This is a genomic window from Streptococcus oralis, assembly GCF_965111685.1.
GTDB lineage: Bacteria > Bacillota > Bacilli > Lactobacillales > Streptococcaceae > Streptococcus > Streptococcus oralis_B.
Genome location: NZ_OZ217340.1, coordinates 56,102 through 69,239, shown reverse-complemented (window position 1 = coordinate 69,239; position 13,138 = coordinate 56,102). Strand labels below are relative to the sequence as shown.

Genomic DNA, 13,138 nt, shown 5'->3' with positions numbered 1-13,138 from the left:
AAAAAACGAACATTATTCTCTGTTCAAAAATTGATCCCAATAATAGCGCAAATAGCTTTTCTTCCCTGTGATTAGTGTCAAACGTCCTTCTGAACCATAGCGAAGACTTTCTGCCTGTTCAGGAGTCAGACTGGTCTCCGCCTCTATTTTAAAGAAATTTCCCTTTTCTGTCTTGGTAGCTGTCGCGTCAATATTCGTAATGGCAGAAACAAGAACGAGCTCTTTATTGGCATCTTTGCTTGTAGTGAAACGAACAGAATCACCGACCTGGAGCCTTGCAACATCTTTTGAACTGAGATAAGCCGTGAGTTTAGTTTTGCCTTCTCGTTCCAAGGCTGGGTAGAGTTGGGCGATCAAGGCCCCCTCTGCAACCATGGTAGAATCACTGGTTTCAGGATTAAGGTGAATCACCCCATCCTCGCTTGCTGTAATTTTCCCTTTGTCCAGCAGACCTCCTTGGACTTTCTTACCCGACTCTGCCTCCAAAATTTTCTGATCCAAAAGGGTTAATTCCTGACCGACTTTGACTAGGTGCTGAGACTTGAGGGATTCAAGTTGACTATCCAGTCCCGTTGCGTAGGCTTGTTGAGCTCCAGATCCCGCATACTGCACACGATAAGTAGCTAAACTAGACTCTAGCTGAGCGATTTGTGCATCCACCTGTGCAATAACTTGCGATTTAGCTTGCGATTCATCTCCAGCTTGGTTTTTATAGGTCTGATAAAAAGAGTAGGCTGCATTTTGACTATCCAGTTGATTTCCTGTTTCAATCGCTGACTTAGCTGTTTTGTAATCTCGGATTTTATCCTGTGTTTGGTTGATAAGATTGCCAATCTCGGCCTTACTCTGACTTGCTGCTGCATTCTGCGAGGAGATGTTAGCATTTTGCTGCGAAACATTGCTCCTAAGACTACTAGCTTGGCTGAGGTAGTCTCGAAACATCTCCTGGTATCCAAACTTATCCGCCTCTGGAAATTGATCACTCCCCTCTTTCAAACTGGATTGCAAATACCCCAACTGCTTTTTTTGATTCTTTAGCATCTCCAATTGACTGGCGTATGCTTCAACCTGGACAGCCTCCGCCCCTTGCTGGTACTGAACGAGTAGGTCCCCTTGCTTGACCAATTTGTTTTCTTCCAGATAGTTGACCACAATGCGTTGATTGCTAGTCGACTGGATATTAGCAATGATCCGACTAGGTTCGACAGTTGCTCTAGTAGACAAACTAATCTCCTTCTCTGCAAAAAATGCAAATCCTAACAGAAACACGAGCAGAAGCGACATAGGTAAAATCACCCGACTGGAAAAATTATGGTAACGACGATTATAAAACTCCGCACTTTCTAAAAATTCTGGTTTCATCCTCTCCTCTTTCTAGCTATTGACCAAATGGGCGTAAAAGCCATCCTGCGCAAGTAAGTCTGCATGGGTGCCTTCTTCGACAATCTTGCCCTGATCCAAGACAACAACCTTCTCTGTCCGCTCAGCAATGGTCAAACGGTGGGCAATGAAAATCAAGGTCTTGTCCAAAGCCATGAGATTATCGACAATCCGCTTCTCTGTCAAAATGTCCAGACTGCTGGTCGCCTCGTCCAAGATCAAGGCAGGCGCATCTGTCAAGAAAGCACGCGCCAGAGCAATTCTCTGACGTTGTCCACCTGAAATCCCTGCCCCATCCGAAGTTAATTCTGTCTGGTAATTCAGGGGCATGCGCTCAATATCCTCCCGAATCTCGGCCAACTCAACCGCCCGTAAGATGTCTTCCTGAGTCGTCCCCTCCTTGGCTCCAAGGAGAAGATTCTCCAAAATCGTTCCGTTAAAGACATAGGGCTGTTGAGGCAGGTAGTTGATATACTGGCGCAGGGCCTTTTTGTCAATCTGATTGAGATTGACCCCACCCAGACTAATCTCTCCCTGACTAGGGTCGTAGAAATTAACCATCATCTTTGCCAAGGTAGTCTTACCTGACCCAGAAATCCCCACGAAAGCCATCTTGGACCCTTGCGGAATGGTCAAATTGATATCTGACAAGACGTCACGACCATAGCCATACTTATAGTGAACCTGCTTAAAGGTCATATCTCCCTTCATCATGCTCAAATCTTCGACTGTTTTCTTCTCCTCAAACTCCGAAGCGACCAGATAAACCTCATTTAAGCGATTATTGGCAACCTGCGCTGTCTGAAGTTTGGTTTGCAGGTTGATGATATTTTCCAAAGGATTGGTAAAGTAAACAAGCAAGGTATTATAGGTAATCAACTGCCCCAAACTCATTTTCCCATCCATAACAAGAATGGCTCCTAGCCAGAGAACGGCAACATTGAGCAGGAGCTGGGCAACTTTTTTCAGTGCCTTTTGCTGGCTTTCTGCCCGACTATAGGTAAAGGATTTTTTCAGATAAGCCACAAATTCCTTGTCAATCTTTTGATAGCGTGAACTTTCACTGGTCAAAGACTTAATGGTCTCAATACCGTGGATGTCCTCGATGATGGAAGAAGACAGAACCGCATTGGCTTCCATGGTATCCCGATTCATCTTTTCAAAAGGCTTCATAAAGGCAAAAATAATCACTGTATAGATGGGAAGCGCAAGCAGACTAATGAAAAAGAGTGTCATATTTTGTGAAAACAGGACAAGCGAGATAATCAAAATCGTCGACACATCTAGGAAAATCGACAGAATGGTCGACGCCAACGCATCGATGATACTATTGGCATCTGTAAAACGAGACACGATTCCCCCTGTCCTGCGTGTCGCGAAAAAGGACATCGGCAGGTGAAAAACATGCTTGATGTAGGACAAAATCACATCGATGGACAACCGTTGACCCAGAACAAGTAAGAGGTATTCCTGCGCATAAGACAAAATTTGCTGGAGGATATAGACAATGACCAGCCCCATTGAGATAATACCCAGTGTCGAGCGCATCTGATCTGGTACGTAACTGTCAATGATGGACTGAAGATAGTAGGAGCCTACGATATTGATCAGGGTTACCAAGAGTGTTGCCAAAACGATATTAGCAATCAAGCCACGCTGTTTGAGCAAGATAGGTAAAAATGATAAGAGTCCTTGTTTTTTCTCCTTATGGGGTTTATAGTCTGGAGACGGAGCCATAAAGAGACTGACCCCTGTCCATTCTTGCGCAAATCGCTCACGGGAAATGTTAGTCAGCTTGACACCAGGATCTGGATCAGCGATATGAATGTGCTTTTTATCCTGACCTATCACCACATAGTAGTGGAGCAATTTCCCTTCCTTGAGCACATGAGCCACAAAAGGAAAGGTCAAATCTGGCAGATCAAAGAGCGTCATATCCGCCTTGATAGCCCGCGTCTCAAACCCAATCTCCTCTGCCACCTTTACAAGTCCCAAAGCAGTCGTCCCATCCATAGTCGTCTTGGCTAACTCTCGCAAGTGAGCCAAGGAGTAATAACTACCGTAGTAACCAAATACCATGGCCAAGGAAGCCACGCCACAATCCATCTGATCCACCTGAGGACGATAGTGCCTTTTCCTAAATTTCATATCCTTCTCCTTTTTCTAATAATCTCTTTAAAAATTTGTAAGATTATTTTAACCAAACAAGAAAGAAAGAAGGGAATTATTTCTGAAAAAACAATATCCTCACCTGAACAGCACTTTTGCCAAAGAAAATAGGCAGAACAAGAGTCCTGCCTAGAATATTCAATTACACAGATTTCTTACCTTCCCCACTTCTTTTGTGAATAGCGTATAAAACGATAAACGCAAACACAGGTGGCACCATATAACTACTTTCACTCATTGTTAGCTGAATTCCAAGAGTTGCTAAAATCGTAAAGTAGTCTCTAGCCAAGCTTTTTCTAGTAATTGAACAACTTTCATCCCAAACTCCAATCTGATGGTCCATCAATTCCCAATCGTACTTTCTTTTGTTTTGTACTTGTATCCTACATAAAACAGACCAAGCAGAATTGGATAGGTTTTTGGATAAAACAGGGTATTGATCGGATTTTTCATAATCATATACGTTGCGATATAAAGAATGATCGATACGACAAAATACCCCTCAGCAAATCCTAATAAGATTTTTTTCATAGCAGACTCCTATTTACCTGATAAGAAAGGCGGAGAAACTCCGCCATTTACATGCACAAAATCCTTTTCATTCAGATTGATTTTTTATAGTTTTGATTATCTTTTGCCAAATCTTTGCAAAAAATACCAAAATAGCCCGAAGCAAGTAAACCAACTACAGTCCATTGCCAATCAAAAGATACTAATGAACCTATACGAATCAGATGAAGCGCGAGATGCAGGCCGATTGCCAACAAAGGAAATATAATGGCTAATTTAGGTAAGAGTGTATTGAAATTAAGATTGTGGTTGTTCGTAATCTAACGCCCACGACGAGCTAAATCTGAACCAAATTTGTAACCAGCATTAAAAATTTGTACGGCTGCGTTCAATACTCCTGCAATCCCGACTGCTTCAGCAAGGCCAAATCCTCCTTTTGTTCCGATTAATTCATCATCAGATAATTGATAAAATTGTTCCAAGTTCATATTCATAGTTACTCCTTTGTGTTATATTTTACTGCTATGTAAACAATTAAAATGAGTATTGGATAGGTAAATACTTCTGAAATCTCCATAAAATTCACATTATACTTTCCTGACAATATTTTATAGTCAATTAAAATTTGAATGATAGTGAAAATAATACGTAGAGATAAAAATATCCCTAATAATATCACTTCTTTTTTAAAAAACATACGAATGCCTCTCCAGCTACAACCTAACTAGGGTCTATTCGCGTAATACCCCAATGCTGCTCCACCAGCAAAAAGCGCTGTCGCCCCACCTACCACTGCTCCACCTACTTTCCAAATAGACACTCCAGCAATTATAAGAGGAAGTGCTCCCCCATTCACATCCGTCAACTCTTCTTCTGTAAGAGCTGCAAAGTTCTGTTCCATTTTGTCAAAGTTTGTCATCTTTCTTCTCCTCTATACTTTTCTATATATCTAATCTTTAACCTCTAAGCCACTTAAATAGCCAGATTGGGTAAATTACTGAAATCATTTTCTTATCTCCTTCCCTTTTTCCTTACCTATCTATTCGAAAAACAATTCAAAAATGAACAATTCATTCATTTTTATTTTAAAAACCACTTAATGAACCATGGATAAAAACCGGTAACATACATAAACGTTCCTCCTTTTTCTTTCTCATCTCTTTATTCGCAATTTCTACTAAAAGTTTCTCTTTTTTCCGCAAACAAAAAAAGCAACATGACTTGCATGTTGCTTTTGGCTATTTTTTATCTTTAATAATTTCTACTACATCCGCTACACTTTGAAGTTGATCGATTTCCTCATCAGTGATTTCGATACCAAATTCATCTTCTAGTGTCAAGACAAACTCCATCAAATCCACTGAGTCCGCATCTAAATCGTCTTTCAAACTCAAAGCCTCTGTTACGGCAAAGTCTGCTCCCTGTCGCTCTTGGATAATGGTTACAATACGGTCAAAAATTTCTTTTTCTGTCATTTTTTATTCTCCTGAAAATTCACGCGCAGTCTGAGCAACTACGTCTGTTTCTAGCATGGTACGAATCTGACGAATCGTACTGTACACAGCCTTGGCATCACTTGAGCCATGGGTCTTAACAACAGGTGCCTTGACACCAAACAAGACTGCCCCTCCAACATCTGAATAGTTGAGCTGGGTCTTCAACCCTTTAAGACTATCCTTGAGAAGTAGAGCACCTAGCTTCGCTCGAAGGCCACCACCCGTAATAGCATTTTTAAGTAAGCCCATGATTCCCAAAGCTGTACCTTCGATGGATTTTAGAACAGCGTTTCCCGTGAAACCATCTGTTACGACAACATCCGCAACGCCATTCATCAGATCACGCGCTTCCACGTTTCCGACAAAGTTCAAACTTTGATCAGCTACTAGCAAGTCGTATGTTTCCTTACGAAGCGGGTCTCCCTTGCTGCTTTCTGTTCCGTTGTTGAGCAAACCAATACGTGGTTTTGCAATCCCACGAACATTCTTGGCATAGAAGGAACCTAGGACAGCATATTGATGCAGGTGTTGGGCTGTATTTTCTGCATTGGCACCGAGGTCAAGCATATCAAAGCCTTTGCCATCGATAGTTGGCAATGTTGACATAAGTCCAGGTCGGTCGATATTCTTGATACGACCCACGATGAAGAATCCTGCTGCCAACAAGGCACCTGTATTTCCTGCGGAAAGAACAGCATCTGCCTCTCCCTCTTTGACTGCCTTAGCCGCCAATATCATACTGGCATTTTTCTTCTTACGGATAGCTTTTGTCGGCTCATCGCCTGAATCAATTTTCTCATCTGTATGGATGATGCTAACGCGCTCTGTGGCTGTTAGATATTGCTTGATTTTGCTTTCATCTCCGTAAAGTTGAATCTCAATATCTGAAAAGTCAGCAAGGGCTTGATTGACACCCTCAACGATGGCTTGAGGTGCGTAATCGCCCCCCATAGCATCTACTGCGATTTTTTTCATTTGTTTTCCTCTTTTAGTAATTGTCCCCAGTCTGCTAGGGAATCAATAAATTTCTTTGATTTAAGGTGAATCCCAACGTACTCTTCGTAAAGTTGATCCATAAATTGGCGTAGCTCTTGCTTGATTTCTGCCTTAAGCGAAATGGTCTCCAAGGTTTCAAAATCAATAGCCTGAAATTGATTGAGCAGATAAGGGATGTTGGGATTCAGATGGCAACGTTTCTCGTCCTCATGATAATGATCCGGACAGAGGCAGGCTCCATATTTGAAAGAAAAATCAAAGGCCTGACCTACCCGATGGCAAAAGACACACTCATTAAAATTGAGCCCAATTCCAAATCGGGTCAAGATTTGAATTTCAAAAATATTGGTCAAAACTTGATAATCCAAGCCCTCTTCCATCAACTCTAGAGTCTTTCTCAAGAAGGCAAACAAGGGAGCATCTTGCTGATTATCCTGCAAACTAGCATCGGCCAGAGCCGCAACATAAGTCGCATAAGCCATGACAAAGAGGTCACTATTGATCTTGGGAAAGGTCATCACCTCATGATAGTCCTCAATGTAGCTAAGCCCGTCATCATTGATCCGCAGGAGAAAACGAGCTAGTACCAAGGGCTGAATAACAGGAGCTAGTTTAGATTGACCAGCGTGTTTGACGAAAAACATGCGCTTCCCAGCCTGCTCGGTGAAGATCTTGACTAGCTTATCATCCTCCCGAAAGTTACGATTGTAGAGTACGAGACCTTGACTCGTAATAGACTGGATCATGCTTCTCTCATGTACTCCTCAAGTCGTTTCATGGCCTCCTTGATTGTTTCCATGCTGGTTGCATAAGACAGACGAACATAGCCTTCTCCGTAGCGACCAAAGGCAGCACCAGGGATAAAGGCAACAGCCATCTTCTGGGCAAAATCCTTGAGAAAAGCAAAGGAGTCTTGATTGTAACCTGCTGGAATCTTAGCAAAGATATAGAAGGCACCGTCTGGTTTGATAATTTCAAAGCCAAGAGCTGTCATCTTCTCGATAATGTAATCTCGACGCTGGATGTATTCCTTCTTCATAGGCTCTGCGTCGTTTTTACCAGCGGTCAAAGCCTCCACCGCAGCATGTTGAGCCATAGTGTTTGCGGCAGTAACCAAATATTGGTGACTCTTGATTAACTGAGCTGTGAAAGCTGCAGGAGCAAAGATAAAGCCTAAACGCCAACCTGTCATAGCATGCGATTTAGACAAGCCATTGATAATAATAGCCTGGTCTCTCAGCATCGTTCCCAGAGATACATGGGCTTCGCCTGTGTAGGTCAATTCTGAGTAAACCTCATCACAGACAACAAAAATCTCATACTTGCGTAAAACGTCTGCCAAGGCTTCCAACTGCTCCCGACTATAGGTAATTCCTGTCGGATTGGCTGGATAGTTGAGAATGACAGCTTTGAGCTTGTCCCCTTGCTCCAAAATGGCCTTTTCCAACATCTCAGGAGTCAAGACAAAACCATTTTCAGTTGTATCAATCTCGACAATCTCTGCCCCAACTAGATTGACAATCGGCTCATATCCTGGATAGGCAGGAGCTGGCAAGAGCACCTTGTCCCCCTCTTCCAAAATAGCTGTCAAAGTAGCAGATAAAGCCTCTGTCGCCCCAATTGTAACCAAAATTTCATTTTCAGGATTATAATCTAGCTGGTATTTTTCTTTTACAAAGTCGCTAGCAGCCTGGCGCAAGGTCAGTAAACCGCTCATCCCTGTATAGTAGGATTGGTTCTGGTCAATGGCTCGCTTGGCTGCCTCCTTGACATGATCTGGCGTTGTAAAATCAGGTTCCCCCAAGGTCAAACGCAAGACCCCAGGAATCTCCGAAATAGCCTGATCAAACTGGCGAATCAAGGAAACTTGAATCTTGTCTAACTGTTTATTAAAGCGCTTGGTTAAGTCCATAGATATCCCCCTTGCTTACAGAACATAGTACTATTATACTACAAAAGCTCCCTGACCGCAAAATCCATCTGAAACCTGCATTTTTCACTTTCTGTTTTACTTTTCTTCTCGACAGGAGTATAATAATAAATGCTTATTTTCGGAGGTTTATATGTCATTTTTATCAAAAAATGGAGCAGGCATCTTTGCCTGCCTTCTCATTTCTATCATATCTTGGTTTCTGGGAGGATTTTTTCCCGTCGTGGGTGCACCTGTCTTTGCAATTTTTGCTGGAATGCTCCTAAATCCCTTTCTCTCATCCTATAAACAACTGGATGCTGGATTGACCTTTAGTTCTAAAAAATTACTCCAATATGCCGTTGTCTTGCTAGGTTTTGGTCTCAATATCTCGCAAGTCTTCGCAGTTGGGCAATCTTCACTCCCTGTTATCCTCTCCACCATTTCAATAGCCCTGATTATTGCCTACCTCTTCCAGCGCTTCTTTGCACTGAATACAAAACTGGCTATCTTGGTTGGAGTGGGATCTTCTATCTGTGGTGGCTCTGCCATTGCTGCTACAGCACCCGTTATCCATGCCAAAGAAAAGGAGGTTGCCCAAGCCATTTCCGTTATCTTTTTCTTCAATATCTTGGCTGCGCTCATCTTTCCAACTCTAGGAACCTGGCTTCACCTATCTAATGACGGCTTCGCCCTCTTTGCAGGAACTGCGGTCAATGATACTTCTTCTGTGACGGCTACCGCCAGCTCCTGGGACAGTCTTTATCAGACCAATACCCTTGAGTCTGCAACCATTGTGAAACTCACGCGCACCTTAGCAATCATCCCCATCACACTCTTTCTCTCCTACTGGCAAAGTCGCCAGCAAAAAAACAGCCAAGATTTCCAACTAAAAAAGGTCTTCCCTCTTTTTATCCTTTACTTTATCCTGGCTTCTCTCTTAACAACTCTTCTCACCTCTCTCGGTGTGTCTAGTAGCTTCTTCACCCCTCTCAAACAACTCTCCAAATTCCTCATTATCATGGCCATGAGTGCTATCGGTCTCAAAACCAATCTGATTGCCATGGTCAAATCCAGCGGGAAATCCATTGTTCTCGGAGCCATCTGCTGGATTGCTATCATCCTTACCAGCCTAGGTATGCAGGCATTAATTGGTATTTTCTAACACAAAAGGTAGCCTACTGGCTACCTTTTTATTGCTCAAGAATTAAGCGTGTGTGTTCTCTCTTGATACAGCGATTCATAACGATGTCATCGCATCCTCCAGCACGCAAGATTTCTTCCGCTTCTAGGCTTTCAAGTCCCAGTTGTGCCCAGAAAATCTTGGCATCCGCCTTGAGAAAATCACGCGCCACATCTGGTAAAAACTCACTGCGACGGTATACATTGACAATGTCCACAGGAAAAGGAATCTCAGCTAGACTCGCATAAGCCTTCTCTCCCAAGATTTCCCCACCTGCAACCTTGGGATTAACTGGAATGATTTTATAGCCTCGAGCCTGCATTTCCTTAGTCACTCGATTGCTAGTTGTTTCTTCACGATCGGACAAGCCTACTACTGCTAACGTTTTGCTAGTTGCCAGATACTGACGGACCACACCATCACTTGGATTGATAAATTCTTGACTCATAGAAATCCTCCTTTTTTCTCAGTATATCATATTTCACAAATACTGACTATTTTTAACATAAAAAACTTCTTAAATCCTTTAAGCAGATTTAAGAAGTTAAAAAATTATTTATTTTATCCTATCTAGTTGCTTTATATGCAAGTTGATCACCATGTTGCTTCACAAACTCATCCATCTCTGAATCAGGAATTTGGCGAAGATAGAGATTAGCACGAATAGTATCATCCTCTTCACGACAAGTTGAGAGAACAAGATACTTATCTGTAGCAGCTAATTTTACATTTGGTTTCTTAACCTCTGCTGTATCATAAATAGTAGTTAATTGCTTTTCAAAATCTTTATCATCTTCAAAACTGGTTTGATAGAAGGCTGTTTCTTCTGGTACAATAATCATCGCAACAGCTTCGTAGTAATACTTCCTCTCAGGTGTTTCAACAACAACATAAGGGTGCTCATTAAAATATTCTTGACGACTATAGTAGTTCACATCATTAAACATACGATGATCACCAACTTTACTACCTCTAGCATGACCAAATAACCAAGTTAAATGATCACTAAAATCTTTCTTATTATCAGCATCCATGAAAACCGCACCTAAATAAGGCACCTGTTCACCTTCAAAGGTCTTATTTAGATAAGTCTCATTGTCCTTTGTTTGAACAACAGGCTCGTCTAACTGTGTACCAGGAGCATAAACATAAGCAATTGTTTCAGAATTAGTTGCAGTTAAGCCCTTAAATCTATTTGAAAGATATTCTTTTTCTTCTGCACTAACAACATAGGCCGGTTTCGATGCTTCCTGAGTAACTTCTGGTTCGTTAGTTGTTCCCTTTGGAGTTGTAAAACTATTAAATACAAAATAGCCACCTATTGCAACAAGCGCTACTGTAAGCACGGAGAGAATAATTTTCCAAATGGATGCTTTGGTTTTTTTAGAACGTTTACTCATTTTTTCCCCTTCAACTATTCTACTATTATCAAAAAAATCACTGAAACAAAGTTTCAGTGATAGGATACTTCACCAAATAAATGAATTATTTAGCAGCGTGTGTTTTTGGAAGAGCTTTTTGACCAGCTTTTGCATCTACACCAGCTTTTTTAGCTGCTTCAGCAGATTTTTTAGCTTGATCAGCTACACCTGGTTTACCTTCTTCTGGTTTAGCAGATGGTTTATCAGCTGCTGCTTGATCAGCTGCTGCTTGATCAGCTGCTGCTTTACCATGTTCTTTCTCGTAACGAGCATTCTTTTGTTCTGGAGTTTCGTTCAAGATGTAGTATTTACCTTCAGCTTTCTTCGCTGAATTTTGAACTTCTTGGAATTTTTGTACATATTTGTTACGTACGTTCAAGAATGCAGTGTTGAATGCTGCTTCATAAGCTGCTTTCTTTTCACCGTAAAGGTGTGAACCACCTTCAACAGCATCAAGTTCAGCTTTAGCTGCAACTACAGCAGGATCTTGTGCTGCTTCAGCCTTGATGTTTTCCATATGACCGTTAAGGTACTCTTCAACTGTACGAGCACTTACAAATTCAGATTGGTTTTCATATGCTTCACGTGAATCATATGCTCCAGGAGTGTTAGCTCCACCATTGATATCTGCAAACGCTGGGGCTGCTGCAGAAAATACTGCAAGAGCTACTACTGATGACAATAAAACTTTTTTCATTGTTCTATCTCCTCTTTAATTTCTTATTTAATTTATAAGGTCTTGCCTTATTACCTAAAGTATATCATATATATGGTGATTGTCAAGTATTTTTTTAATTTTTTTTTAAAAAAATCTAATAAAGCAAGTAAGAATTTCGTTACATAAAACAAGAAAGCGTTTTTAATCTATATCAACTAATAGATTATACGCAAAAAACGAACAATATCTCGGAACTTCTTTAGATCTATGCATTTATTAAATCTCTGTTTAGAATCTCTTATAATATATTATAAAACAAAGTTTTCATTACTATTAGATTCTCTACCATTATAACTCACATATTTTCAGTTGTAAGTTTTAAATCTTTTTCTCAATACAAAACAGGGGAGAAAGAGGACGTTTTTCGTGGATACGAATAATAGCATCGCCCAGAAGATGAGCAATCGAAATTTGTTCAATCTTATCAATCAAACGCTCTTCTGGTAGGTAGATGGTATCCAAAACAACCAATTTTTTAATAGCTGATTTTTGGATATTGTCCATAGCTGGCCCAGAAAGAACTGGGTGCGTACAGCTTGCGTAAACTTCAACAGCACCTGCTTCAGCAAGAGCGTCCGCTGCATGACAAATAGTTCCAGCTGTATCGATCATATCGTCGATCAAGATACAAGTCTTACCTTCTACCTTACCAATGATGTTCATCACTTCACTGGTATTCATCTTGTCTACACTACGGCGTTTGTCAATAATCGCAATCGGAGTTTTCAAAAACTCCGCCAATTTACGAGCACGAGTCACCCCACCATGGTCTGGGCTGACAACCACGTAGTCAGAGCCAACCATGCCACGGCGTTCAAAATAGTCCGCAATCAATGGAGCACCCATCAAGTGATCTACAGGAATATCAAAGAATCCCTGAATCTGTGCAGCATGCAAATCAATCGTCAACAAACGATCTACCCCAGCAACTTCTAGCATGTTTGCAACAAGTTTTGCAGTGATTGGCTCACGCGCGCGCGCTTTTCTATCCTGACGTGCATAACCATAGTAAGGCATAACAACATTGACAGATTCTGCACTAGCACGCTTCAATGCGTCCACCATAATCAAAATTTCAAGTAAATTATCATTTACAGGTGAACTAGTTGATTGTAGGATAAAGACGTGTTTTCCACGGATTGATTCTTCGATGTTGACTTGAATCTCCCCATCTGAAAATTGGCGAACAGTCGATTTCCCCAACTCTATCCCAATTTCTTGCGCCACACGCTCTGCCAATTCTCTATTAGAAGAAAGGGCAAACAGCTTTAAATCAGAAAAAGACATGATTTCCTCCGGTATTTATGTATCACTTGTTTTTTACACAACATTTTCCATCTACCATTGTAGCGCTTT

At 41.4% G+C, this 13,138-nt stretch carries 15 protein-coding genes; 1 reads left to right on the top strand and 14 read right to left on the bottom strand.

Annotated features, from left to right (window positions below; genetic code table 11):
* Window positions 1-12: 12 nt before the first annotated feature.
* From comB to ACLV7H_RS00410, 10 genes are all read right to left on the bottom strand, one after another.
* On the bottom strand, window positions 13-1,362 hold the full coding sequence (gene comB, locus ACLV7H_RS00455; RefSeq protein ID WP_411866067.1) for a competence pheromone export protein ComB: 1,350 nt from the start codon (window positions 1,360-1,362) through the stop codon (window positions 13-15).
* Between the two features lie 12 nt (window positions 1,363-1,374).
* A complete protein-coding gene (gene comA, locus ACLV7H_RS00450; protein WP_411866066.1) occupies window positions 1,375-3,528 on the bottom strand; it encodes a peptide cleavage/export ABC transporter ComA in 2,154 nt (717 codons plus the stop codon).
* Between the two features lie 363 nt (window positions 3,529-3,891).
* On the bottom strand, window positions 3,892-4,080 hold the full coding sequence (locus ACLV7H_RS00445; RefSeq protein ID WP_411866065.1) for a hypothetical protein: 189 nt from the start codon (window positions 4,078-4,080) through the stop codon (window positions 3,892-3,894).
* A gap of 71 nt (window positions 4,081-4,151) precedes the next feature.
* Complete coding sequence (locus ACLV7H_RS00440) at window positions 4,152-4,379, bottom strand: bacteriocin immunity protein (RefSeq protein ID WP_080933732.1); 228 nt, start codon at window positions 4,377-4,379, stop codon at window positions 4,152-4,154.
* Window positions 4,380-4,553: a hypothetical protein gene (locus tag ACLV7H_RS00435; RefSeq protein WP_001056923.1), complete on the bottom strand. Its 174-nt coding sequence runs from the start codon at window positions 4,551-4,553 to the stop codon at window positions 4,380-4,382. It lies immediately after the preceding gene.
* A 230-nt stretch (window positions 4,554-4,783) separates the two neighbouring features.
* Entirely contained in the window at window positions 4,784-4,978 is a 195-nt protein-coding gene (locus tag ACLV7H_RS00430) for a class IIb bacteriocin, lactobin A/cerein 7B family (RefSeq protein ID WP_411866064.1), read from the bottom strand.
* A gap of 319 nt (window positions 4,979-5,297) precedes the next feature.
* A complete protein-coding gene (locus ACLV7H_RS00425) occupies window positions 5,298-5,534 on the bottom strand; it encodes an acyl carrier protein (RefSeq protein ID WP_411866063.1) in 237 nt (78 codons plus the stop codon).
* A gap of 3 nt (window positions 5,535-5,537) precedes the next feature.
* Complete coding sequence (gene plsX, locus ACLV7H_RS00420) at window positions 5,538-6,530, bottom strand: phosphate acyltransferase PlsX (RefSeq protein ID WP_411866062.1); 993 nt, start codon at window positions 6,528-6,530, stop codon at window positions 5,538-5,540.
* The gene (recO, locus tag ACLV7H_RS00415) at window positions 6,527-7,297 is read right to left on the bottom strand and encodes a DNA repair protein RecO (RefSeq protein ID WP_411866061.1); all 771 of its coding nucleotides are present in this window, start codon (window positions 7,295-7,297) and stop codon (window positions 6,527-6,529) included. The genes plsX and recO overlap by 4 nt, the downstream gene beginning before the upstream one ends.
* Window positions 7,294-8,463 (bottom strand): pyridoxal phosphate-dependent aminotransferase, encoded by a 1,170-nt coding sequence (locus ACLV7H_RS00410; RefSeq protein ID WP_045593785.1) that lies wholly within the window; start codon window positions 8,461-8,463, stop codon window positions 7,294-7,296. The genes recO and ACLV7H_RS00410 overlap by 4 nt, the downstream gene beginning before the upstream one ends.
* A 151-nt stretch (window positions 8,464-8,614) precedes the next feature.
* Between ACLV7H_RS00410 and ACLV7H_RS00405 the strand changes: the two genes are divergently transcribed.
* A complete protein-coding gene (locus ACLV7H_RS00405; protein WP_411866060.1) occupies window positions 8,615-9,625 on the top strand; it encodes a YeiH family protein in 1,011 nt (336 codons plus the stop codon).
* Between the two features lie 28 nt (window positions 9,626-9,653).
* Here the strand turns inward: ACLV7H_RS00405 and ACLV7H_RS00400 are convergent, their stop codons facing one another.
* The 4 genes from ACLV7H_RS00400 to ACLV7H_RS00385 form a co-directional block, all read right to left on the bottom strand.
* Window positions 9,654-10,091 carry a CoA-binding protein gene (locus tag ACLV7H_RS00400; RefSeq protein WP_000076506.1) on the bottom strand — a complete coding sequence of 146 codons (438 nt, stop codon included), beginning with the start codon at window positions 10,089-10,091 and terminating at the stop codon, window positions 9,654-9,656.
* A gap of 118 nt (window positions 10,092-10,209) precedes the next feature.
* Window positions 10,210-11,043, bottom strand: coding sequence for a class B sortase, LPKTxAVK-specific (gene srtB, locus ACLV7H_RS00395; protein WP_411866059.1), 834 nt, complete (start codon window positions 11,041-11,043; stop codon window positions 10,210-10,212).
* Between the two features lie 85 nt (window positions 11,044-11,128).
* A complete protein-coding gene (gene abpA / locus ACLV7H_RS00390) occupies window positions 11,129-11,761 on the bottom strand; it encodes an amylase-binding adhesin AbpA (RefSeq protein WP_411866058.1) in 633 nt (210 codons plus the stop codon).
* Between the two features lie 339 nt (window positions 11,762-12,100).
* A complete protein-coding gene (locus ACLV7H_RS00385) occupies window positions 12,101-13,069 on the bottom strand; it encodes a ribose-phosphate diphosphokinase (RefSeq protein WP_000010174.1) in 969 nt (322 codons plus the stop codon).
* Window positions 13,070-13,138: the final 69 nt, after the last annotated feature.